Below are 25294 nucleotides of genomic sequence, written 5' to 3'. Positions count from 1 at the left end.
ATATAGACTAAAAGCTAAGGGAGAAACTAGACCTATGATTAAGAAAGTTGGAGTTATTGGTGTAGGAACAATGGGTCAAGGTATCGCAGAAATGCTAGCTAAAAACAGCTTAGATGTTTTAGTGCTTGAAAATTCTGCCGATCGTCTTGAACATGCAATGCATATGATTGAAGTTAGCCTTGATAAACAAATAGAAAAATGGGCGATTACTTCATCAGAGAAAAAATTAATTTTATCTCGAATTCAGCCAATTAATAAAGTGGACGAATTGTCAGATTGTGATCTTATTATCGAATCCATTACGGAAGATCTAGAAGCTAAAAAAGAAGTGTTTAAACAGCTTGATCAAGTGACAGATGCGTCTACGATTTTGGCAAGTAACACTTCTTCATTAAGCTTAACAGAAATCGCTAGTGTAACGCGTTCACCTGAGCGTGTTATTGGCATGCACTTTATTCATCCTGTATCGAAGGTTGATTTGGTTGAGATCGTTCGTGGCTTAAAAACTTCGGATGAAACTGTGGAATCGTTAAAGCAATTTGCTGAAGCGATTCAGAAAAAATCCGTGATGGTGTTCGAATCACCAGGCTTTGTAACGACTCGCCTTATCTGCCTATTTATTAACGAAGCACTTCATGTACTGGAAGAGGGCGTTGCAACAGCTGAGGATATCGATCTAGCGATGCGCAACGGCTACTCCTTCAAGTACGGCCCATTCCAAATGGCGGATCATTTCGGACTTGATTCTGTACAAGCAGCACTCGAAAACATGTTCCGTGAATATGGTGATCTAAGATACCGTCCATCCTTTACTCTTAAAAAGATGGTACGTGCTGGGCAGCTTGGTGTAAAGACAGGCGTAGGCTTCTTCAAATATGATACGGATGGTGATCGATCTAATGAAAGTACTCGTAATTAATGCAGGCAGCAGCTCGATTAAATATCAGCTTTTTGATATGACGAATGAATCGGTTCTTGCGAGCGGACGTGTTGAACGAATCGGAATGGATTCTTCAATCGTTACTCACGAGCCAACTGGTAAAGAAGAAGTTGTTGAAGTAAAAGAAATATTAGACCATGTAGCTGGAGTTAAGCGTGTTATTGAGATGCTGACTCATGAGAAATATGGTGTCGTCAAAACGATGAACGAGATCGACGCCGTTGGACATCGTATCGTTCATGGCGGTGAAGCATTTAAAAACTCAGTAATTGTTACGGAAGAAGTAAAAACTGAAATTAAGCGTTTGTTTGAGCTTGCTCCGTTACACAATCCAGCGCATATGATGGGGATTTTGGCGGTTGATGCCAATCTTCCAGAGGTGCCTCAGGTTGTTGTATTCGACACAGCGTTCCATCAGACGATGCCTAGAACTTCATACTTATATGCGATTCCTAGAACACTATATAAAAAGCATAAAGTACGCCGTTATGGCTTCCACGGCACATCTCATGCTTATGTAAGTGATGTTGCGGCTAAAACGCTTGGTAAAGATCTTGCTTCACTTAAAATGATTACTTGTCATATCGGAAATGGCGGTAGCTTGACTGCTATTCTAGATGGCAAATCATTCGATACAAGTATGGGGATGACGCCACTTGAGGGCTTGATGATGGGAACTCGTTCTGGTGATCTTGATCCTGCTGTCGTTCCTTTTGTGATGAACAAAGAGGATTTAACATTAAATGAAGTGAACTCTATGCTTAACAAGCATAGTGGTCTGCTAGCTATCTCTGGTTTAAGCTCGGATATGCGTGAAATTACTGATGCAATGCATGAGAATGAAGATGCTAAACTGGCATACGATATGTATGTATATCGCGTGAGAAAGTATATTGGTTCTTACACTGCAGCTATGAATGGACTTGATGTCCTTGTCTTCACCGCTGGAGTAGGTGAGAATTCCGTTGTTCTACGCCAATCCGTATGTGAAGGATTAACGTACTTCGGAATCGAAATTGATGAGGAACTGAATAAAATCCGCAGCAAGGAACCTAGAATTATCTCTAAACCAGGCTCTAAAGTTGCTGTTATGGTCGTTCCTACGAATGAGGAGCTTCTTATCGCTCGCGATACGTTTAATCTTGTAAAATAATTGATGGTTCAGGAGGGGAAGGATTGAGCGATCATATATGGAAGGCGTATGCTCACGGCATGAATGTTATGCTGAGTGAGGGTGGAATTTACGTTCATTCATTGCTGTTGAACAGCTATCATGCGCTTGGCTTGTCGCATGCTGAAGCAATGCTTTTGCTGCACATTATGCAATCATCTACTGTTGATCAACACCCTTTCCCAACACCTGAACAGCTATCAGCTGTTATGGGTGTTTCAGTCAATGAAGTGACGCGGTTACTGCAGCAGCTTCTTAATACGGGATTTTTGAGTATTGAACAGGATACAATGAACGACATCATTGTCGAGCGTTATAACTGGAGTGGCTGGTATATGAAGGCTAGCAGCTGGCATGCTCAGATGCGTAGAGAGAATAAGCAGGCCGATCGTCAGAAGCTTCGTGCAGTAAAGCAGGAGGCTGATGCTTCCAAGCTGTTTCATATGTTTGAGCAAGAGTTTGGAAGACCGCTCTCGCCAATGGAATATGAAACGATTAGCGGCTGGATCGATAATGATCGATATACCGATGAGCTTATTACACTTGCTCTCAAGGAGGCTGTGTTTGCTGGTAAGCTTAGCTTTCGATACATCGATCGTATCCTGATCGATTGGGCAAGACATCGAGTTCACAATGCTGAAGAGCTAAAACAATATCAAAGTCAATTTTTTAATAAAAACCTTTGAGTGCCGTAAGGAATATCGGATAATAACGAAAACCTTGTGATTGCATGCAAAGGTTTTTTTGCATTTAAATCCACATTGATTAAATAACACTTAACATTTACACTTTTGATGATGTACAATGGAACAACTAGTTTTTACAGAAGGGTAAGTGAGATAGCAATGGAAGCAAACTGTCGTATATTAATCGTCGACGATGAAATACTTGTTCGACAAGGAATAAAGCATTTGCTGCATTGGGAGCGTGAAGGATTTCTCATTGTCGGTGAGGCATCAAATGGTCAAGAAGCGATGCAGCAGATTGAACAGCTTAACCCGCATGTAGTCATTACTGATATTGTGATGCCGATTATGGACGGTGTACAGCTTACGAGCCACATAAAGCAGAACTATCCACATATCGAGGTCATTGTTCTTAGCAGCTTCAGCGAGTTTCATTATGTGCGAGAAACCTTTCAGCAAGGGGTAGCTGACTATTTGCTTAAGCCTAAGCTTGATGCGGATCAGCTGATTGCCATTCTAAAACGTATCGTTAACCGCATACCAGCATTACAGGATGCAGCGACAACAGACACAGCTTCGACTGTTACGATGCTGCTGGATCGGCTAATGTCTGGTTATTCTATGGACGGTATGGAGCTAGGATCCAATTTTCCATTTCCTAGCTTTCGAATATATGGTGTTGACCTGAGCCATGTGAAAGAGCTAGCAGATGTGAAGGAGAAGGTTCTGCTTAGTGCGAAGGAAGCACTTGAACCTTTTGTGAATACGCTTCATTTTTACGTTATGCCCTCAGACTCACAACACGCAGTGCTGTTGATGAACGGCTATGAAAGAGAATGGGGAACTATTATGCCTGCGCTGCGTGCATTGTCGAACTCAACACGAATGAAGGCATATAACGCATGCTGGATATTAGGAGATAGCTTTTCAGAGCTAGAACAATTGCCTGAGCAATACCATGAGCATTTCAAAAGACTTGCAGCATATCGATATTTTCTACCCTTGCACAAAAATTTAATTGTTCGGCATGAGCTGCCCAAGCTAAGCGCAGAGGAGCCTGCTTTCGATATGAATATGTTCATGGATCAGCTGCAGCGTCGGAATTATGACCTAGCGATAGACCAGCTTCGTCAATATGGCAATGCAGCCATCGATTATTATACGATCGATGTGTTTGCATTCAAGTCTCAGCTAAGTAATGCCATATTCAATATGCTTATTCTGTTAGGCAAGCTTGATCGTTCCATTCACCAGCTGGAGCAAAAAAAATACGAATATATTCGGGCGATTAATGAATCAGAGCACGTGAGTGAAGCAATCGAAGAGCTTAATTTCTGCTTATGGCAGATCGAAGAAGCGTTAGCAGCAAGTCGTAGTGCAACTGGTAATCCAAGCATGTCGCTTATATTGGACTATATTCAACAGCATTACATGGAACCAATTAATTTAAGCGATGTTGCAAGCCACTTTCACTTCAACGCAACGTATCTATCAAGCTTATTCTCGGCCCATAACGATGAAGGCTTTAGTGAATATCTAAACCGAGTACGCATTGATAAGGCTGCGGAATTACTGATAACGACGGATCTGCCTATTTCAGATATTAGTTTGAAGGTAGGGTATTCCGACCATAGCTATTTCACTAAAGTATTCAAGAAGCTGAAGGGACAATCGCCTAGTCAGTATCGGAAAAGTCCGTCTGACCAAGTGAGGAGTGACAAGCGATGAAGCTTCGTAGAATCGCGGACAAGCTGAAATATCATGACCTCTTCATTAAGATGTTTTCGATCATGCTCATTAGCATCATTGCTGTAGCGCTATCAACATGGATTGTTATGTTTCGCATGTCAGAGCAAGTGTTTATCGACACATTTAGTATTACCAATAGTAAAATTATGACGCAAATTAAAACAAGCATGGAAAACATGAACTATGCTGTTTCGATGACAGCGAGCAATGCGAACACAAGCGGTGAAATTAGAAGATTTTTAACGAGCAGTCAATATACGACAATAGAGGAACTGAACAGTCACTATAAGGTTACCCAAGAAATGAGGCGAATCCAGTCTACCTTAGCGACGTATCCAATTGCGATGGTGATCACCGGAATAAACGGCAATCGTCATGCGACGGACACAACGATATGGCCACCAACCTATAAAGGCTTACAGGAGCATAGCATAACGAAGCAAACCTTAACGGAGCCAAGAAAGCTTCATTATCAATTAGATGAGAGCACCATCGATGGTAAGAAAAACAGTGAGGCAGTTGTAGTTGCATCAAAAGCATTAGTCGAGCAAGTGAGTGGTGATTTCTATGGAGTACTGTACTTCGCAATGAAGGAGGCTGAATTCAGAAAAAATTATGCTGGCTTTACGACTAAAGGGAATGATGTCCTGCTAATCAACAGTGATGGTGTTGTCATATCATCCAATTTATCTGAAAGACTGGGAACGAAGGAACTAGAGCTGTTAAATTACGCCCAGTTGATAGATAAGCAGGAAGATGAATACTTGAACGTAGAATGGAATAATCGCCAGCATATGATCCTCTCCGCGTATATGCCAAACTATGATCTCTATCTGGTCAATCTGATTGACAAGCGTTACGTCTTATCACAAATGCTTAATGTCAAAACAGTAGCATTACTATGTGTTGCTATCGTTATTGTGTCGCTAATTATCGTATTTATCATGTCTAGACGTATTACAAGATCACTTACCTTGCTAGCACGACAGATGTCACGTGTGACGAAGCGTAATTTTGGAAATTACATTACAGTGAAGGGCAGCAACGAAATTGTTGAAGTAGGTAAAGCGTACAATCTCATGCTGGACGAGCTTAATGAATATATCGCGGAGCTATTAAAAACACAGAAGGAGCAGCGTAATGCTGAGCTTAGTGCACTTCAGATGCAAATCAATCCTCATTTTCTGTACAATACGCTCGCTTCAGTAAAAATATTAGTACAGCAAGGCAATAGAGAGAAGGCTTCTGCCACCATAAATGCGTTAATTGAACTGCTGCAAAATACGATAGGCAATGCAAGTGAAACGATTACAGTAGAGCAGGAGCTTATTAATCTTAAAAACTATGTGTATATCAATCATGTACGCTATGGTGAAAGCATTCATGTAAGCTATTTCATTGATGAGCAGTGTCATCGAGCACAATTGCCAAAGCTTATTATTCAGCCATTTATTGAAAATGCGTTCTTTCACGCGTTTCAAGGACGAAGCGATGGCTATATCTATGTCATGATCTCGCGTAATGGTGGCAATTTAGTATGTGAGGTCGTAGATAACGGAGTTGGCTTTGAGCCGATAAAGCTAGATCAACATATTAAAAGTGAGACTTCATCGCACTTTTTCTCCGGGATTGGCATTCGCAACGTAAATGATCGTATAGAGCTTCTATACGGTGGTAGCTATGGCGTGAACATTAACAGCAGCACAGGAAAAGGGACGCATATTACTATTACAATTCCATTCATATCAGCTAAAGATATTACAAAAACATAAAGAAATTTATAGCAACTTTATGCTTACTGCATCAGCCGCTTGAGAAGCTATAAAAATGACAAATTGAAACAAAGATATTGCTAACGTGCCGTATTTTACCATTGCTATAATGTAATTGTTAGCCGGCAAACGCTTTCAAATCTTTTCAATTCGTTATAGAAACAAAAAGGGGCTGAATGGAATGAAAAAGTTACTGACGATTTTATTAGCAAGCTTCATGCTGTTAACTGCATGCTCCAGTAACAGTGACAAAAGTACTAATACGTCTAATGAAGGAACAAACGGCGGAAGTACAGGGAAGAAGCAAGAAATTACGGTATGGGCATGGGATAAGGCATTCAATATTGCTGCAATGGAAACTGCAAAAGGCATTTACGCACAAAAAAATGCTGATGTAACGATTAATGTTATCGAAAATGCGCAGGATGATATTATACAGAAGCTTAATGCTGGATTGAACTCTGGTACGACAAAAACGTTGCCTAATATTGTGCTGATTGAAGATTATCGTGCACAAAGCTTCCTACAAGCGTATCCAGATTCATTCTTTGCACTAGATGAGTTCATCAATGCTGCAGATTTTGCAGATTATAAAATCGGTCCGACTAGCTTTGAAGGTAAGCAATACGGAGTACCGTTCGACTCCGGCGTTGCAGGCTTATATGTTCGTACTGATTACTTGCAGGAAGCAGGCTATACGGTAGACGACTTGCAAGACGTTACTTGGGATGAGTACATTGAGATCGGTAAAGCGATTAAAGAAAAAACGGGTAAAGATATGCTGACGCAAGACCCGAATGATCTTGGATTAATTCGAATGATGATTCAATCCGCAGGAGCATGGTACTTGCAGGAGGATGGTAAAACACCATTTATTGCAAATAATGCTGCACTTGAAGATGCGTTTAATACGTACAAAAACATTATGGATGCAAATATCGTAAAAGTCATTTCTGACTGGAGTCAGTTTGTAGGTGCATTCAACAGCGGTGACGTTGCATCAATTCCAACAGGTAACTGGATCACTGCCTCAGTAAAAGCAGAAGCTGAGCAATCTGGCAAATGGGCGATCGTTCCATTCCCAACATTAGCGAACACTGCGAGCTCTGTTCATGCATCTAACCTTGGCGGCAGCTCATGGTATGTCATGAATGTAGATGGCAAGGAAGCAGCGGCAGATTTCTTAAAAGAAACATTTGGCTCAAACGTAGATTTCTATCAAACGCTTGTAACTGAAATTGGTGCAATCGGTACACTTAAAGCAGCCGCTCAAGGCGAAGCGTATACAGCACCTGATGAATTTTTTAACGGACAAACAACAATCGCAGATCTTGCTTCGTGGACAGAGCAAATTCCTAACGTAAATTACGGTATGCATACGTATGCGGTCGAAGATATTCTAGTTGTGGAAATGCAAAACTTTATGAACGGTACAGAGCTTGAAACCGTTCTAAACAATGCGCAAACACAGGCTGAAACTCAAATTAGATAATCGCTGCATCACGTAACACAGGCGGGCTCCTACCAAACCACTGGCCATAGAGTGGTGAAAGGAGCCTCGTCTTATAGCCGTAGAAAGGGGCTTGCTATCATGAAAACTGAGGTAAGGCGTACAAGTATTAGAGGCTCAAGCATTCGAACCAAGGCAAACCTTACCGGCTGGCTGTTTATTAGTCTAGCCGTCATAATGATCGTTATATTTTATTTTTATCCGATGCTTCAGGCTTTGTTGCTTTCTTTCAAATCTGGAACAGGAATGAATCTTGATTACGTAGGCATCGATAATTATAAGCGTTTATTCTCAGACAAAACGTTTACAACGGCGTTAACCAATACATTTATTTATCTTATCGTGCAAGTTCCAGTAATGATTATTCTCGCTCTGTTTTTATCGGTATTGTTAAATAGCAGACAACTGAAGTTCAGAGGTTTTTTCCGAACAGCTATATTTTTGCCTGCAGTAACCTCTCTCGTTGCGTATTCGGTTATTTTTAAGTATTTATTTGCAACGGACGGGATGATCAATAAGCTATTCATGAGTATACAATTGATTCAGACTCCGATTGAATGGATCACGGACCCGTTTTGGGCCAAAGTTACTATAATTATTGCGATTACTTGGCGCTGGACTGGTTACAATATGATTTTTTACTTGTCAGCCTTGCAAAATATCGACCAATCCATCTATGAAGCTGCACGTATAGATGGTGCGTCCGCAACGCGTCAATTTTTTGGTATTACGATTCCATTATTGAAGCCAATCATTTTATTCACGTCTATTACATCGACAATTGGTACACTACAGCTATTCGATGAGGTCGTTAACATTACACAGGGTGGACCAGGTAACGCAACGCTGTCGATTTCGCATTATATTTATAACCTATCATTTAAGTATACGTCTGATTTTGGATACGCAGCAACGGTATCTTACTCCATTGTCGTGATCATTATCATACTCGCATTTTTGCAATTCAAATTGGCAGGTGATAAGAAATGAATAAGCTGAAAACGACCGGAACGTATATCTTTTTAATTCTAGCAGCATTCATTTCTATATTCCCATTTTTATGGATGCTCATAAGCGCAACGAATACATCTGCAGATGTAACGAAGGGAAAGCTGATACCAGGTTCGTATTTTTTTGATAATATATCAAATTTGTTCTCTAGTATCGATATTGGAACAGCCTTGCTAAATTCGGCAAAGGTTTCGATTACAACAACGTTGCTTTCACTTGTGATTGCGTCGCTAGCAGGCTATGGCTTTGAGATTTATCGCTCAAAAGCGAAGGATGTTGTGTTTTCGATATTGCTGCTATCGATGATGATTCCATTCGCAGCAATAATGATTCCACTGTTTCAGATGTTTGCCAAATTAAGTTCAGTAGCACCAGCGATCGGTATTGATACGCTGTCAGGTGTAATTTTACCAACTGTTGTTACTGCATTTTTAATCTTTTTCTTTCGGCAAAGCACGAAAATGTTTCCTAAGGAATTGTTGGAGGCAGGCCGCATTGATGGTTTAAGTGAGCTTGGATTGTTTATTCGAGTCTACGCTCCTACAATGAAAACAACCTATGCAGCAGCGGGCATTATTACGTTTATGGCAAGCTGGAACAACTACTTATGGCCGCTAATCGTATTGCAATCGCCAGAGAATCAAACGATACCGATGCTTATCTCACAGCTAGGCTCGAGCTATTCGCCGGATTACGGAATGATTATGACCGCTATCGTTATATCAACGATTCCGACAGCCTTAGTATTTTTCTTCATGCAGAAGCATTTTGTAGCTGGTATGACAGGTTCGGTTAAATAAAAATATGAAGCCATGCATTGAATGCTCTAGACAATGCTTGGCTTTTATAGTATGAATGTATAAGACACCTAATTCATCATAATGGAGGTTTAATTATGACTACAGTAATCCCTACGTTGGATTGGCTCGCAGATCCAGCAGTGTTCGCAGTAAATCGTGTGGAAGCACATTCTGATCATCGCTATTATGAGACGTTGGCTGAAGCAGAGACAAGAGGGGAAATGCGTCTTCGTCACTCACTGAATGGTGCTTGGAAATTCTCTTATAGTAGCAAACCAGCTGATCGTTCTGTTGCCTTTTATGAAACGGGTTTCAGTGTTGATAGTTGGGATTTTATAGAGGTTCCTGGCCATATTCAGATGCAGGGCTACGGTAAGCCACAGTATGTCAATACAATGTATCCATGGGATGGTATTCATGAGCTTAGACCACCTCAGGTTAATATGGAAGACAATCCTGTAGGTAGCTATGTAAAAACGTTCAACGTACCGCAGCATATGAAGAATCTCCCATTATTTATATCGTTCCAAGGTGTAGAGTCTGCTTTCTATGTATGGCTGAATGGAAAGTTTGTCGGCTATAGCGAAGACAGCTTTACGCCATCGGAATTTGAGTTGACGCCTTATCTTACTGACGGGGAAAACAAGTTAGCTGTTGAAGTGTATCAGCGCAGCACAGGAAGCTGGCTAGAGGATCAAGATTTTTGGCGATTCTCAGGTATCTTCCGTGACGTATATTTATATGCAACACCTAAGCTTCATATCGAGGATCTATTCGTTCAAGCTGGCCTAGACGATCAATACAGCAACGGTAATTTATCAGTCGATATTAAGCTGATGAATGCCGCAGCCGCTTCGGTTGAGTTATTGCTGAAGACTGCTGATCAAGTGCTTGTTGCTGAGAGCAAGCAGGATATTGCCGGTCAAGCAACAGTTAGCGTTGAGCCAGGTGTGGTACAGCCTTGGAGTGCAGAGTCACCGTACTTGTACAGCTTGTACGTTATCGTTCGTGACGAGCATGGTGAAATTGTAGAGGTCCTGCATGAGAAGATCGGCTTCCGTCGCTTCGAGATCATCGACAAGGTCATGCATATTAATGGCAAGCGCATTATTTTCAAAGGGGTTAATCGTCATGAATTTAACCCTCGCCGTGGCCGTGCTATTACGAAAGAGGATATGCTATCGGATATTCAAACGATTAAGCAAAACAATCTAAATGCGGTTCGTACCTCTCATTATCCGAATCAGTCACTATGGTATGAGCTATGCGATGAGTACGGGATCTACCTCATCGACGAGATGAATCTTGAGACACATGGATCATGGCAAAAAATGGGTAAAGTAGATCCGTCATGGAACATTCCGCTTCACGATAAGGAGTGGGAAGCAATCGTTATGGATCGCGCGATTTCGATGCTTGAGCGCGACAAAAACCATCCATCCGTGCTAATCTGGTCCCTCGGCAATGAATCGTATGTAGGAGAAGTACTATTGAATGTTGCAAATTATTTCCGCAAAGCTGATCATACGCGTTTGGTTCATTATGAGGGTGTGTTCTATGATCGAAATTTCTCTGCCTGCAGTGATATGGAATCTCGTATGTACGCGAAGCCAGCAGATATTGAAGCATATTTAAACAATAATCCTGAGAAGCCATATATTAGCTGTGAATATATTCATGCAATGGGTAACTCGCTCGGCGGTATGCACAAATATATTGAGCTTGAGGATAAATATCCAATGTATCAGGGTGGATTCATCTGGGATTATATCGACCAAATGATTGTGAAGAAGGATCGCTATGGTAAAGAGTTTCTTGCGTATGGCGGGGACTTTGACGATCGCTCTAACGATAACAATTTCTGTGGCAACGGAATCGTCTATGCCGATCGTACAATCACACCAAAGATGCAAGAGGTAAAGTTTCTTTATCAGAATATAAAGCTTACGCCATCCCGCAATACAGTACTTGTGTGTAATGATAATCTGTTTATAGGCACCGGCGACTACAAGCTGGTGATTACCCTTGCAAGGGATGGTGAGGTGCTGGAGCAGCAGCAGCTGACGATAGACGTTCCTGCGGGTGAGCAGCGCGAATATGAGCTAGCTTGGACTGCTGACCAGTCAGCAGCTGGAGAATATACAGTAACAGCTTCCGTCCAGCTTGCAGAAGCAACACGATGGGCTGAAGTCGGTCATGAGGTTGCCTTTGGCCAGCATCGCTTTATTGAAGCGAAGCAAGAAGCTCCATTGCAGCAGCGTACATTCCGCGTGGCGGAAGGCGATGTCAACGTTGGAGTCCATGGCAGTGATTTCAGCATTATGTTCAGTAAAGGTGCAGGTACTTTAATTTCAGTTAATTATGACGGTCGTGAGATGATTGCACAGCCGCCTCATGTCCTGTTCTGGAGAGCGACTACCGATAACGATAAAGGCTATGCTCAGGGCTACGAACGTGCACTTTGGTATGCAGCGAGCCTGTCTCGTAGATGTGTTGGCTTTGAGCTAGAACAGTCTGAATATAGCGTGACGGTTACCTTTACGTATAAATTCAGCATTCATTCTGAGCTAGAGGTAAAAGTAGCTTATACTGTAACTGAGGGCGGAAATATCGCTGTCAAAGCTGATTACTCGGGTGCGGAAGGCTTACCGACGTTGCCAATTTTTGCACTGTCCTTCAAGGTGCCAGCTAACTATGATTTGCTTGATTGGTATGCGATGGGACCAGAGGAGAACTATATCGACCGTGTTCACGGTGCGCGCTTAATGACGTTCCAGAATCGAGCGCAGGATAACGTTGCTAGATATGTTGTCCCTCAGGAGAGCGGCAACCGTACAGGCGTAAGAAGAGTGGCGATAACGAATGAGCTGAAGCAAGGCCTTGTTATCAATTCTTCTCCAGAAGCGCCAGTTGAATGCCGCATCGCTCCTTATACCGCATTCGAGCTAGAAAATGCTGTGCATCATTATGAGCTGCCTAATGTACACTATACTGTCGTAACTGTTGCAGGCAAGCAGATGGGCGTAGGCGGAGACGATAGCTGGGGTGCGCCGGTTCATCCAGAATATCATATTGCTAGCGAGCAGACGCTAAGCTTTGAATTTACAATATCAAGAGCGAAGTAATGACGATGCAAGCGTGGAGAGTTTGAGCTCTCTCCGCTTGCATTTTTTTGTTTGCGTGAAAATTTCACATCGAGTTTACATTTCGTTAATATGAATGTTCTATAATTGAAAGGAAGTAAGCAGATTAATAGATGAGATGAATGAAATGATATTAAATGCTAGGCTTGACAGCCATGGTTGTTATAAAGGAGTGTGTCGGCTTGAGTAATACGATATTAGTCGTAGAAGACGAGAGGAAAATTGCGAGGTTACTTCAAATTGAACTAGAAAGTGAAGGCTATCACGTTAAGGTAGCAGGTGACGGGTTAACTGGACTGGAGCTCTATCGTGAGGGCGACATTGATTTACTCATTCTAGATGTGATGATGCCTGGCATGAGCGGTATAGAGCTGCTGCGTAGAGTACGAACGGTTGATGAATACACGCCTGTCATATTATTAACTGCTAAAAGCTCGATCGAGGATAAAGTGTCTGGTCTCGATCTTGGAGCCTCGGATTATATGACTAAGCCGTTCGAGATAGAAGAGCTACTCGCACGTATACGAGCAGCACTTCGTATTTCATCGAAAGCAACCCCTGTACCAGTTCAGACTGAACAATGGTTTGAGGTTGCGGACTTACGCTTAAACGAAATGATGCGAGAGGTATATCGCGGCGAGCAACTTATTCAATTAACGCAAAAGGAATTTGATTTACTTGCATATTTAATGCGTAACGAAAAAATTGTTTTGAATCGAGAGCAAATATTGACTGAGGTATGGGGCTACGACTTCGCAGGAGATACAAATATCGTTGATGTGTATATTCGTTATGTCCGCAAAAAAGTAGATGCGAGCTTTGATAAGCCATTAATACATACCGTTCGCGGTATTGGATACGTCATAAGAGAGCAAACGCCATGAAGCTAAGTAAAAAAATATATTTGTTCTCATCCGTATTATTTATTGTGCTACATTGTGTAGCAAGCATCGTGATTTACTTTGTATTTAGTTATATCTCCCTGCAGAATGAGCTGCAGCAGCTAAGAGCTGAAGCAGTTCATGTGACCAGTGAGCTTAAGCAAGCAAGTGATCAAGCCGTTGTAGAGGAATTACTACGCTCCTTCGTACCGGTAAATGGATTAATCGCATTAATTGATGATCCGAATCAGCTCCCGATCATCGTTACATCGGCCTCAGAGGCTAAGCTGAATGAGTATACCTTTGCATTCTCTCCAAGCTTAATTATTGAGAAGGTTTCGTTCAAGGATTCACAATATGGCTACGTTTCTGTACCTTATATCGCAAGTAACGGGCAGATCATGAATGTTCAGCTTATGATGAACCTCGCTGAGCTAACTTCGATGCTGAGATTGCTTCGTCTCGTGTTAGTAGTTGTTGCGATCTGTGTATGTATCCCTGCGATATTTTCTAGTCGTTTACTCGGAGAGCTTATTATGAAGCCAATTAAAGCGATGACTAGAACGATGAAGGAGGTCGTAAGAAGCGGGAGCTTTGTGAAGCTTCAATCAGTGGAGCAATCAAAGGATGAGCTATATGAGATGGGTGAAACCTTCAATGAGATGATAGAGCTGTTAGAATCGAACTATAAGAGGCAGGAGCAGTTTGTATCTAATGCTTCTCATGAGCTTAAAACACCGATTACAGTCATTGAGAGCTATGCAAGCTTGATTAAGCGAAGAGTTAAACAGCAGCCTGAGATTCTTGAAGAATCCATTGAAGCCATACATTCAGAGGCGATTCGAATGAAGGAGATGACAGAACAGCTGCTGCTGCTTGCAAAGCCAAGTCGACAATGGAACATCGTCAAGAAAGATGTGGACCTCCTCGAGCTAACGGAGAAAACAGCGCAGCATTATAGGAAGGCATATCAACGAGAGATTACGATTATTTCAAGTACAGCTCAAGAGGCTGTGGTCGTACAAACTGATCCAGAAAAGCTAACACAGCTATTGATTATATTGCTAGACAATGCACGCAAATACAGTGAATCGACGATACAAATTGAATTAAAGCAAGATGAGACAGAGGTATATTCGCTTACTGTAAAAGATTATGGTATCGGTATTCCAAAGGATGAGCTCGAGCGAATATTTGAGCGATTTTATCGTGTTGATCAGACTAGGACGAGGCAAACAACAGAGGATAAAGTTAGTGTAGGGCTTGGCTTATCGTTAGCGAAGGAAATTGCTGAGGCGATACAGGTAGATATTCAGTTAGATAGCGTGGAGGGTTTAGGCACAACGGCTACGATTATTTTTAATCATGCAGTGTCTTCTCAGTGAAATTAATAAACCCCCTGTAAACTAAGGTGAAAAAGTAAAAAGGGGACGAATCTATGACAAGAAAAAACAAGGGATTATTGATACTAGGTTCATTTGGGATACTTTGCATAGCTGGGGCCATCGTATACGCAGCAGTTAATACTTCTCCAAGTCTCACACAAGAGGAAGCGCTGAAGATCGTGCAGACAGAGTATGCGGGAGAGGTTATTGATGCTAAGCAGCAAGGGAATGAGTATCTTGTTACGTTAGCTACAACCGCAGGTACTTATGAAATAACCGTACCTAAGCGCGGTGGAGGTATTGAAAGTATTGCTAAGCTCGAAAGTCTAACGGGCTCAACGATTGTCTCTGAGGAAGATACTGCTCTCTCAGAAAATAAGCATGCTGGCATGCATCACGATAAACCATCGAGCAGTTCTGAAAAGCAAGCGGAATCAGTTGATACGGGAGCTACAGCTAAGGACACAGATTCCAATTCTGTTGCAAGCCCAAGTAACACATCAAAGCCCAACAAAGCTCCAAGCCGTGAAGTTGCTCCTCTTGAACAAAATGAGAAGGCGGCTAATAGCTCTACCCCTGTACCATCATCGACTACTACAGCGCTCGTCTCTGAGAAAAAGGCGAGTGAGATTGCTCTAAAGCAGATAGCTGGAGAAATCGATGATATTGATCTTCATTCGAAGGGAGATCAGCGATATTATTTAATCAAAATCGAGTCCACTGACGGTCAAGATGCAGTAGTACAAATTCATGCAGTTTCAGGAAAGGTAATGTCAATTAGCTGGGATAATGATGGCACCGATGACGATGACGACGACGAATAATGAAAACTTTGAAAGATATTCAGCACAATCTCATCAAATTCTAATCTTTCTCTTATGTTTCTCTTAGATTCGAACGTTATTCTTACATTATGAAATAAAGAGGAGGAATAAATGATGATGAAAAAGTTTTGGATGATCTCGATTGCATCTGTTGCAGCACTAAGTATTACAGGTGGTGTCATGGCTGCACAATCAGGGCAATTCATTGGTTCCACAAAAGCAAAGGAAGCAGCTCTTTCTATTCAAGAGGGCAAGGTAGAAGAAATTGAACTAGACAATGAAAAGGGTAAACCTGTCTATGAGGTGGAAATTAAAACAGGTGATAAGGACGATGTTGAAGTAAAGGTCGATGCTGTAACTGGTAGTATTGTTAAAGTAGATTATGATGATGATGTAAAACAAAAGAAAGCTGCAAATCAAAGCAGCAAGATAAATCAATCAACAACCTCAACGGTAAAAGCTGTAGAGAAGCAAACGAAGAAGTCAAATGATGGGCGTATTACGAAGGAGCAAGCTATTGCTATCGCACTTAAGATTGTTGATGGAAAAGTAGAAGAGGTTGAGCTAGATAAAGACGATGGCGTTCTAAAGTACGAAATCGAAATTGTTAATAGCGAGCTAGAAGCAGATATCGAAATCGCTGCTTATGGTGGTAAGGTATTGTCCAAAGAGCTTGATTATCATGATGACGACGATGATCGTTATGACGATGACGATGACGATGACAACGATGATGACGATGATGATGATCGCTATGATGACTAAGATGTGCGGAGTGAATAGCTTCCTTGTAGTAGAAGCTAAGATTTAATAAATGAAAACTAAAGCCAGCTTAGTGAGGCTTTCCTAGCATAATCGCGGGAAGAGCGCTCATGTAAGCTGGCTATTTTGTTGCCATTACTATGACAGTTATTAATTATATGGACGGAAGCCCTTTTTTCAGCATTTCTAATCGATAAACATATTCGAATATAAATTCAAATGATTCTAGATGACGTTTAGCTTCAAATGCATTAGCGCCCCATGCATAAATACCATGCTTACGCAAAATGATACCAGGTACCTTATGATCAAGTGATTCTGTTATCTCTGGAATAATTGAAGGAATATGAGCGAAGTTGTTTACAATTGGAATTTCCAATTGATATTCTTCCTCCCATATATTCAAGCCTTTAATAAGCTCTACACCATCGACCGGTACAGAGCGGCGATGCCAAAAATATTCAGAGATTACGTTACTGAATACAGAATGAATATGGAATATCGCTCCTGCTCCAGTTAAACGGTAGATTTCGCAATGAACTAATGTTTCAGCAGAAGGACGTTGATTCGTTGCTTCAACCGGCTGTGCATTCTGATCGACGAACAAAAAATCTTCCGGTGTATTGATATATTTGTCTTTACCGCTCGCTGTTATGCCGAAATAAAATTGGTCTGGTGAGTAATCACCAACTCTAATCGACAGGTTGCCTGCTGTTCCAGGAAACCAATTTCGTGAAGCGAATGCATCCTTAATTTCACGGAGCTTGATAAGCACTTCCTGCTTGTCCTGCAATGGAATATCTTTAAAATTCATAACTTCTATCCTTTCTGCTTCATAGCCTCGATAATATCGTAAAAGGTAGCGAATTCCGTATGAGCAATGCTAAGCTCTCGGCATTTTTCAGTTAGATGTGAACGGGAAAATACTTGATCTGCTAGCTTTGCCCCTTCGAAATCAGTTACGCTATCTCCGATAATGATCCGTTCATATTGCTCCTCACTGAATTTACGCATGATCGTTGGCTTGCACATGCCGCAATCGTTGCTGCAATGCTCATCACAAGGATGTGGCCATAGAATTTCGATACGCTCTCCAGAAAAGTCACTTTTATTGCAATAGATATGATCCTCAGCGATCTCATATCGTGCTAATATCGGGTATACAAAGAAATCAATGCCACCGCTCGTTACATAAAATTCAATGTCGTTATCCTTACAGAATTGAACGAATTCTGCAAAGCCTTCACGAATTCGTGCGTTTGAGATTCCGAATTGGACGACCTCCTCTTTCATCGAGGTAGGAAGGAGGCGAAATAGGGAACCGACTCCTTCTTTAATCGAAATCTCTGTGGAAATGGTTTTATTTACGAGCTCTTCCCAGCCTTCTGGCTGAAAATGCTTAATAATTGCAACAATATTGTCATTGACCGTAATCGTTCCATCAAAGTCACAGAATACGATTTTTTTCTTTGCTGTCATGATTGCTTAATCTCCCATGCTTGAATTGCAGCAGCTAGCTCATCATGCTGCGGCTTTGTAGCGGCTTCCTCGAGCGATACGCCTTGAAGGCAGGCTTGAATGGCTTGATGGAAGGCTCGTCCACCTGCAGCAGTACCCATTGGATGACCATGAATACCTCCGCCTGCATTTACGACTACGTCATGTCCAAAATCCTTCATAATAAGCGGTACAATACCAGGATGAATACCAGCAGAAGGGACAGGCATGCTTTGCTTTAGGTGATGCAGCGGCTGCTTCAATGCTGCATCGATGGCTAGGTTTTCTTCTTTTGGCATAACGACAGAACCATACGGTGAAGGGAAGAGAACAAGATCAGCTCCAGCTAAGCGATTCAGCTTGCCTAAAAGCACAGCAGGGCTCATACCGTAGTATGCAGAAGGATAGATGGCGCCTGCTAGTGCGGGATGTGAAGCAATCGGAACATTAATGTCTGGATCGCTGCTTAGCTCATGCAGCACGTCAAAGCCATAGGATAACGTATTAAAAAGCAAAGCATTCGCTCCAGCTGCGATTGCTTTTTTCGCTTGCTCGGCTAGCTTGCTCGTCGGCCCCGTCAAATTTACAGCATATAAGAGCTTTTGTCCAGTTACCTCCTGAGCTTTTCTTGCTGCTTCCATACAAACCTCAACTCGCTTCTCTATCGGAGTAAGCGGGTTTTCGAACAGAATTTCATCATCCTTTATGAGATCTACACCACCGAGTGCCTGTTGATAAAACTGCTCCTGCAGACCATTAAGATCATAGCCAACAACGGATTTGAAAATACTCATCAGCAGCGGGCGATCTTGCACACCAACTAAATCTCTAACACCCTGCAAGCCGAATTTCGGACCAGGGAAAGCGGAAGCAAAATCCTCACTGACATCAATATCGATGAGCTTGATACGGCCATCCATCGATAGCTTGCCAAAGATTGTAACGAGCAGGGCAGGGATGTCACGACTAAAATTAATATCTGGGTAACCGATAACGATATCTGCATAGCGCGCTGCATCTTTTGGTTCATGAACGGTTACCGACAGTACCTTGCCAAGATGCTTCTCCATTGAAGCCTTTTGAGCTTCTGGCAGCTCAGTCCAGCTGCCAACGGTCAAGCCGACTGCAATAGATAATGCTTTTTTATCAAAATCAGCTTTTTCATCAAAAGCACGATACGTTGCAATACACATACTCATGTTAGATATCCTCCTCAATCGCACGTCCGATTTCTGCTGCGCGTTCTGCACAGCGATTAATGCCAGACAATAGCGCATGCTCAAGACCGTTTTCTGCCATCGCCTCAATCGCTGCTTGTGTCGTTCCATTTGGAGATGATACTTTGCGACGAAGGTCTGCAGGAGCCTCCTGTGTTTGTTCAACCATTGAAGCTGCACCAAGCACGGTTTGCGTTACAAGCTGAGAGGCCTGCTCCTCTGTGAAGCCGGCCTGCTGAGCACCCTTCATCATAATTTCCATAATATAGTAAATGTACGCTGGTCCACTACCAGTAATACTCGTTATTGAGTCCTGCATCGATTCATCAATTACCGCATAAATACCAGTAGAATCGAAGATGGTTTCTGTCATAAATCGCTGCTGCTCAGTCACTGTGCTAGAGTAGCTAATTCCAGTCACACCAAGACCGATTGTGCTTGACGTATTCGGCATCGTACGCACAATTGGTATTTCGTTACCTAGCAGCTTCTGCATGCCTTGAATGCTGAGTCCAGCAATGACGGAGACAACAAGCTGAGAAGGACGCAGCAATGGCTTAAGGCTGCGAATTGCCTCAACGGCATCCTTAGGCTTCATTGCAAGAAATACGATGTCTGCTTCCTGTAAATATTGCTCATTGGTTTTGCCTTGCATGGCAGTCTGTACACCGTATTGCATATGGAGCTCTTGCTGGCGTTCCTTGTTGGAACGGTTAATCATGGCAATTTGCTTGCTTGGAACAAGCTCTTGATTCAAAATTCCTCTCACTATGGCTTCTGCCATCGCACCTGCACCATAAAAGCATAAACGCTGTTTGGCTATGCTGCTAGAATCCTCATGAAGGTTCATCGTTAGGTTTCCTCCTTGTCTATTGCTTCTCATTGATGTTCTTTAGGTTATATTATTTACGAATTTGTCCATTGCCTCGAATCATATATTTACTGCTCGTTAATGCAGGCAGTCCCATAGGTCCTCTTGCGTGCAGCTTTTGTGTACTAATCCCGATCTCTGCGCCAAAGCCAAACTCAAAGCCATCCGTAAATCGAGTGGAGGCGTTATGATATACTGCGGCTGCATCAACGCTTTGTAGAAATAGAGCAGCGTGCTGCTCATTTTCGGTGACGATACATTCGGAATGCATCGTGCCGAATTTACTAATATGGGCAAGTGCCTCATGTACATCGTCAACAACACGAACATTTAGTATATAATCATTGTATTCCGTCGCATAATCTTCATCTGTTGCAGTAGCAGCTGCTGGATATAGAGCCTTTGTCTCGGAACAACCGCGGATCTCTACCTGTGAGTCGGCAAGTGGAGCGAGCAGCTCTGATAAGTGCTGTGCGGCAAATTGCTTATGCACAAGTAATGTTTCCATTGCATTACAAACGGAAGGACGCTGCACTTTAGCATTCCAAGCAATTTGCTTTGCCATTTCTAGCTGTGCTGTTTCATCGATAAATGTATGGCAAATACCGGAGCCTGTTTCAATCACAGGAACTGTTGCATTCTCGACGACCGTACGAATAAGCGATGCGCCGCCACGAGGGATGACGACATCAAGCAATCCATTAGCCTTTAGCATCTCGTTAACGGATGCACGATCGGAATCCTCGATGAGTTGGATGGCGTCAGCTGGAAGTGCTGTAGAGGCTAGGGCATCACGCATAATCTCAACAATTTTTTTGTTTGATTCTAGCGCAGCTGAACCACCTCTAAGAACAACCGTATTCCCCGTCTTCAAGCAAAGTCCGGTTGCATCTACCGTTACATTTGGACGCGCTTCATAGATCATGCCAATTACACCAAGCGGTACGCGAATCTGCGTAATAGATAGTCCGTTAGGGCGAGTAAAGTGAGCAAGCTCTTCACCTACAGGATCATCTAATGCAACAATCTGACGCAGACCTTCAGCAATGCCATCAATTCGTTCCTTATTCAAGGCTAACCGATCAAGTAGGGATTCACTTGTTCCGTTGCTGCGACCATTATCTAGATCAATTTGGTTAGCAGCTATAATTTGGTCTGCATGAGCAATTAGTGCATCAGCCATCGCAAGTAGCGCTTCATTTTTTTGCTCCGTCGATACATTGTTCGTCAACGCCGCCGCCTGCTTCGCCAGCAACGCCTTTTGCTTCACTTCAGTAATCATTACAATTCCTCCTTTGATATAAATACCTATATTAAAAGTTTGGTTATTAATAAATGATAAATAAGAGTTTAAAAGTTGAGCTTTCAGTACCAAGAAGATGAGACGATACTAGAAGCCGAGCAGCGCAGCGTACGTTCTTGGTACGTGAGCAGAGAAGGCTTCGGTAGCGTTACATATTTGCTGTCGATTACGCTGAAACGAGTTACATCGTAATCAAAGTTCAACTTTTAAATGTCCCCAATTCCAATAAAAGTTTAAAAGTTGAGCTTTCAGTACCAAGAAGATGAGACGATACTAGAAGCCGAGCAGCGCAGCGTACGTTCTTGGTACGTGAGCAGAGAAGGCTTCGGTAGCGTTACATATTCGCTGTCGATTACGCTGCAACGAGATACATCGTAATCAAAGCCCAGCTTTTAAACTTCCCCTAAAGGGTTATCCATTCATCACGATGAATTACCTCAATCCTCTGCACATCAAGACGCCGTTGGACTTCCTCTGTTGATAGACCAGCTGCTGCTTGGAGCTGCCAGCTAGCATAGTTCACGACACCTCGCCCGACTATCCGTTCGTCAACATCCATTACTTCAACAACGTCGCCTGGATGGAACTCACCGTTGCAGCTAATGACGCCAGCTGGAAGCAAGCTTTTATGTTTTTCTTGCATGGCAAGGACGGCCCCTTGATCAATGACGATGGTTCCGCTAGGAGTGGAGTGGAAGCCAAGCCATTGCTTTTTCATAGGTAAAGAGTTCTGTACCGTATCAAAATACGTTCCACGTCCATTGCCGTTAAGAGCAGAAACTAAGTCTCCTTGCTGCTGCACACGACCAATAAAGGTTGGAACACCACCACGCATCGCAATACGTGCAGCTTCGATCTTCGAACGCATTCCACCTGTGCCTACAGCACTGCCCGCGCCGCCAGCAAGCTCTAACAGTTCATTAGAGATTTGCTCAACGCGTTCGATTTTTGTTGCATCCGGATTTTTTCTAGGATCAGCAGTGTATAAGCCATCCATGTCCGTTATGATCACTAGCTTACTAGCTCTCGTCATTGTAGCAACAAGAGAGGAGAGGTGATCATTGTCACCAAACTTCAGTACAATTTCGGCTGTTGATACTGTATCGTTCTCATTAATAATTGGAACAATACGCTGAGAGAGCAGCTCTTCTATCGTCATTAATGCGTGATTAATGCGCGTGCGATTAGAAAAGTCGTGCCTAGTTAATAGAATTTGAGCCGTAACAATACCGTATTGGGCAAAGCATTCCTGGTAGGCCTGCATAAGCAATGCTTGACCGACAGCAGCAGCAGCTTGCTTTTGGTGTACGAGCTTCGGTCTACTCTCATACCCAATCTCACGAAAGCCAGCTGCAACGGCACCTGACGTAACGAGCATAACTTGCTTGCCTTGCTGATGCAGCTGAGCAAGCTCTGATGCGAAAAATTCAATATTAGGTTTATGTAAACCGCCTTCAGCAGAAGTTAATGAGCTGCTGCCGATTTTAACTACAATACGTTCCATTATACTCACCTAGTATCCTATGATAAATAATAAAAAAGACCTTCGTCCCTATATAAAGGACGAAAGTCGTTAACTCCCGCGGTACCACCTTTGTTGACACAGTTGTGCCCAGCTCAATGCCTGATAACAGAGGCGCTGTCCGATCTACTCGGCCGCTTAGAGATAGGTTTCAGAAGAGGCTTAGATAAATTCTTACAGCCGGTGGAATTTACTCTCTGCACAAAGCGTTTCTTCTTACTGGTCCCTTCAACACGTTTCATCATTTGATTGTATTAAGAATAGCATGAATCGGCTTGCTCTGTAAAGAAATGACACAGCCTATTTGAATAAGGAAAGCTTGCCGATACGGTAGATTGCTTCCTGTAATCTTGCTTCATTCGTAAGCAGACCTAATCTCACATAGCCTTCACCAGAAGTACCGAAGCCATTGCCTGGTGCGACGACGACGCCTGCTTGCTCAAGCACGATGTCAGCAAACTGAGATGAAGTCATGCCATCTGGAACTGGAAGCCAGCAGAAGAATGAGCCGCTAGGCATTTCTGCCTTCCAGCCGATCTCATGCAATGCTTGGAACAATGCATTGCGACGACGTTCGTAGGTAGCCGTTAACTCATCCACACATTGCTGTGAGCTCGTTAATGCAACGGTCGCAGCTTCTTGAATGCCACCGAACAGTGAGCAATAATAGTGATCTTGGATAAGATTAATCTGCTCTACAATCTTGGCATTACCAAGCGCAAAACCTACGCGCCAGCCAGCCATATTATAGCTCTTAGACAAGGTGTAGACCTCTATACCGACATCTTTGGCACCAGCCGATTGAAGAAAGCTTGTCGGCTTTTTGCCGTCGAAGCCAATCGTTCCGTAAGCAAAATCGCTCGTTACAATAATATTATGCTTGCGTGCAAAAGCAATGGCTTCATCATAGAAGGCAGTACTTGCTGTTGCGCCAGTCGGATTGTTCGGGTAATTAAGGAACATTAGCTTCGCTCGGTCGGCAACATCGGGTGCGATGGCCTTAAAATCAGGTAAGTATTGATGCTGAGCTAGCAGCGGCATAAATTCCATCTTACCGCCTGCAAGTGCAACACCAGACCAGTAGTCAGGATAACCCGGGTCAGGGACGAGACAAATATCCCCAGGATTTAAGAAGCACTGGCTTATTTCGACTAGTCCAGTTTTACCGCCAAATAAAATAGCAACCTCGGTAGCTGGATCAAGCTCAACACCATAATCCTCAAGATAGCGTTTAGCAATCGCTTCTTTTAGGAACGAATAACCGCTAAACGGAGGGTATTTATGATATAAAGGGTTAGCCGCTGCCTGTTGCAGCGCCTCAACGATATGAGAGGGAGTAGGCTGGTCAGGATTGCCCTGTCCAAGATTAATAATATCTTTCCCCATTGCAATTTGCTTATTAGCCTTAGCAACGAGAGTAGAAAAAAACTGAGTTGGCAGCCCGGTCATACGAGCTGCTGGCTCAATATGAATTTGTTGCTCTGTTGTCATATGATCTCCACCATCCACGCTTCAAAATTCCAAGTCTTAAACTTAACCAATAGAACTAATGTAGCATGAATGGTTGGAGAAATGAAGAGCTTTATACAACTATTACATGCCAATCCAACAGGCTAGCTAGGAATATTCAAGCTTTTAATGAACGGTGTGATATCTTCATGAATGTGGAAGAAATACGGTTTTTTATTGTCATCAAACATAAGCAGCAGCGGTTCTTTGTTCGGATCCGCATAATAAAACAGAAAAATTTCCTTCACCGTTAGAGTGACCTGTCCAACTTTCAATGGTTTTGCCGGATCGACCGGAACACGAACGATATAAGTCGCCTTCATATCTGGTTGAATCTCAGGGGCTAAGCTTGTGATTTGCCCTAACCATTGCTCTGCAGTTTTTTGAAACTGTTCATTATTGGCTACCGCATGGACAACCTTTCCCTTCGCAACATCAAACACTTGGATGTTGTTATTGACTGGTTGTGCCTGTGATTGCGACTCGCCCATCATAAATTGTGCAGGGATGCTTACCCAATTGTAGTCTTCATATACTTGCTGCGGCTCGTGAGCTGACGCTGTTAGTGAAGCTACAGGCGCAATCATGACGAAGGACATCAGAATGAGCAATGCTGTAATAGACCGTTTCATTACTACCACTCCTTCAATATGAAATGTATGTCATGCAAGATGAGTAACTGCTCAAATCAACCTGACGTGCATTAGCTTGCCCATCTTGACATGTCGTCATGACGATGTA

At 42.7% G+C, this 25294-nt stretch carries 22 protein-coding genes; 14 read left to right on the top strand and 8 right to left on the bottom strand.

Annotated elements, in window-relative coordinates:
* Nucleotides 1-34: 34 nt before the first annotated feature.
* The 13 genes from M3180_RS06785 (at nt 35) to M3180_RS06725 (ending at nt 16637) form a co-directional block, all read left to right on the top strand.
* Nucleotides 35-919, top strand: coding sequence for a 3-hydroxyacyl-CoA dehydrogenase family protein (locus M3180_RS06785; protein WP_251666553.1), 885 nt, complete (start codon nt 35-37; stop codon nt 917-919).
* Nucleotides 900-2093 carry an acetate/propionate family kinase gene (locus M3180_RS06780; RefSeq protein WP_251666552.1) on the top strand — a complete coding sequence of 398 codons (1194 nt, stop codon included), beginning with the start codon at nt 900-902 and terminating at the stop codon, nt 2091-2093. Before M3180_RS06785 ends, M3180_RS06780 begins: the two co-directional genes overlap by 20 nt.
* Nucleotides 2094-2116: 23 nt before the next feature.
* Complete coding sequence (locus tag M3180_RS06775) at nt 2117-2797, top strand: DnaD domain protein (RefSeq protein WP_251666551.1); 681 nt, start codon at nt 2117-2119, stop codon at nt 2795-2797.
* 159 nt (nt 2798-2956) lie between these two features.
* Complete coding sequence (locus tag M3180_RS06770; RefSeq protein WP_251666550.1) at nt 2957-4525, top strand: response regulator transcription factor; 1569 nt, start codon at nt 2957-2959, stop codon at nt 4523-4525.
* Complete coding sequence (locus M3180_RS06765; protein ID WP_251666549.1) at nt 4522-6318, top strand: sensor histidine kinase; 1797 nt, start codon at nt 4522-4524, stop codon at nt 6316-6318. The genes M3180_RS06770 and M3180_RS06765 overlap by 4 nt, the downstream gene beginning before the upstream one ends.
* Before the next feature lie 181 nt (nt 6319-6499).
* Nucleotides 6500-7810, top strand: a complete 1311-nt coding sequence (locus tag M3180_RS06760) for an ABC transporter substrate-binding protein (protein WP_251666548.1) — start codon at nt 6500-6502, stop codon at nt 7808-7810.
* Nucleotides 7811-7909: 99 nt separating this feature from the next.
* The gene (locus M3180_RS06755) at nt 7910-8818 is read left to right on the top strand and encodes a carbohydrate ABC transporter permease (RefSeq protein ID WP_251666547.1); all 909 of its coding nucleotides are present in this window, start codon (nt 7910-7912) and stop codon (nt 8816-8818) included.
* Complete coding sequence (locus tag M3180_RS06750; RefSeq protein ID WP_251666546.1) at nt 8815-9639, top strand: carbohydrate ABC transporter permease; 825 nt, start codon at nt 8815-8817, stop codon at nt 9637-9639. The genes M3180_RS06755 and M3180_RS06750 overlap by 4 nt, the downstream gene beginning before the upstream one ends.
* A 95-nt stretch (nt 9640-9734) precedes the next feature.
* A complete protein-coding gene (gene lacZ, locus M3180_RS06745) occupies nt 9735-12764 on the top strand; it encodes a beta-galactosidase, LacZ type (protein WP_251666545.1) in 3030 nt (1009 codons plus the stop codon).
* A 200-nt stretch (nt 12765-12964) separates the two neighbouring features.
* Nucleotides 12965-13666 carry a response regulator transcription factor gene (locus M3180_RS06740; protein ID WP_251666544.1) on the top strand — a complete coding sequence of 234 codons (702 nt, stop codon included), beginning with the start codon at nt 12965-12967 and terminating at the stop codon, nt 13664-13666.
* Complete coding sequence (locus M3180_RS06735; protein WP_251666543.1) at nt 13663-15048, top strand: HAMP domain-containing sensor histidine kinase; 1386 nt, start codon at nt 13663-13665, stop codon at nt 15046-15048. The genes M3180_RS06740 and M3180_RS06735 overlap by 4 nt, the downstream gene beginning before the upstream one ends.
* Nucleotides 15049-15101: 53 nt before the next feature.
* Nucleotides 15102-15872 (top strand): PepSY domain-containing protein, encoded by a 771-nt coding sequence (locus M3180_RS06730; RefSeq protein WP_251666542.1) that lies wholly within the window; start codon nt 15102-15104, stop codon nt 15870-15872.
* 111 nt (nt 15873-15983) lie between these two features.
* The gene (locus M3180_RS06725) at nt 15984-16637 is read left to right on the top strand and encodes a PepSY domain-containing protein (protein WP_251666541.1); all 654 of its coding nucleotides are present in this window, start codon (nt 15984-15986) and stop codon (nt 16635-16637) included.
* Nucleotides 16638-16788: 151 nt separating this feature from the next.
* Here M3180_RS06725 and mtnB read toward each other — a convergent pair whose 3' ends face one another.
* From mtnB to M3180_RS06700, 5 genes are read right to left on the bottom strand one after another with little or no spacing between them, the layout of a single operon-like run.
* Nucleotides 16789-17448, bottom strand: a complete 660-nt coding sequence (gene mtnB, locus M3180_RS06720) for a methylthioribulose 1-phosphate dehydratase (RefSeq protein WP_251666540.1) — start codon at nt 17446-17448, stop codon at nt 16789-16791.
* A gap of 5 nt (nt 17449-17453) precedes the next feature.
* A complete protein-coding gene (locus M3180_RS06715) occupies nt 17454-18113 on the bottom strand; it encodes a 2-hydroxy-3-keto-5-methylthiopentenyl-1-phosphate phosphatase (RefSeq protein ID WP_251666539.1) in 660 nt (219 codons plus the stop codon).
* Nucleotides 18110-19330, bottom strand: coding sequence for a 2,3-diketo-5-methylthiopentyl-1-phosphate enolase (locus M3180_RS06710; RefSeq protein WP_251666538.1), 1221 nt, complete (start codon nt 19328-19330; stop codon nt 18110-18112). The genes M3180_RS06715 and M3180_RS06710 overlap by 4 nt, the downstream gene beginning before the upstream one ends.
* 1 nt (nt 19331) lies before the next feature.
* Nucleotides 19332-20198 carry a pyrroline-5-carboxylate reductase gene (gene proC / locus M3180_RS06705; RefSeq protein ID WP_251666537.1) on the bottom strand — a complete coding sequence of 289 codons (867 nt, stop codon included), beginning with the start codon at nt 20196-20198 and terminating at the stop codon, nt 19332-19334.
* Nucleotides 20199-20250: 52 nt separating this feature from the next.
* The gene (locus M3180_RS06700) at nt 20251-21501 is read right to left on the bottom strand and encodes a glutamate-5-semialdehyde dehydrogenase (RefSeq protein ID WP_251666536.1); all 1251 of its coding nucleotides are present in this window, start codon (nt 21499-21501) and stop codon (nt 20251-20253) included.
* 75 nt (nt 21502-21576) lie between these two features.
* Here M3180_RS06700 and M3180_RS06695 point away from each other — a divergent pair, with 75 nt between their 5' ends.
* Nucleotides 21577-21714: a hypothetical protein gene (locus M3180_RS06695; RefSeq protein WP_251666535.1), complete on the top strand. Its 138-nt coding sequence runs from the start codon at nt 21577-21579 to the stop codon at nt 21712-21714.
* 211 nt (nt 21715-21925) lie between these two features.
* Here M3180_RS06695 and proB read toward each other — a convergent pair whose 3' ends face one another.
* The 3 genes from proB to M3180_RS06680 form a co-directional block, all read right to left on the bottom strand.
* The gene (gene proB, locus M3180_RS06690; protein WP_251666779.1) at nt 21926-23029 is read right to left on the bottom strand and encodes a glutamate 5-kinase; all 1104 of its coding nucleotides are present in this window, start codon (nt 23027-23029) and stop codon (nt 21926-21928) included.
* A gap of 315 nt (nt 23030-23344) precedes the next feature.
* Complete coding sequence (locus M3180_RS06685) at nt 23345-24535, bottom strand: pyridoxal phosphate-dependent aminotransferase (RefSeq protein ID WP_251666534.1); 1191 nt, start codon at nt 24533-24535, stop codon at nt 23345-23347.
* Nucleotides 24536-24657: 122 nt separating this feature from the next.
* Complete coding sequence (locus tag M3180_RS06680; protein ID WP_251666533.1) at nt 24658-25185, bottom strand: hypothetical protein; 528 nt, start codon at nt 25183-25185, stop codon at nt 24658-24660.
* Nucleotides 25186-25294 lie beyond the last annotated feature (109 nt).

This window comes from Paenibacillus camelliae, from assembly GCF_023715345.1.
Lineage (GTDB): Bacteria > Bacillota > Bacilli > Paenibacillales > Paenibacillaceae > Pristimantibacillus > Pristimantibacillus camelliae.
This window is presented reverse-complemented; position numbering and strand designations above follow the sequence as displayed.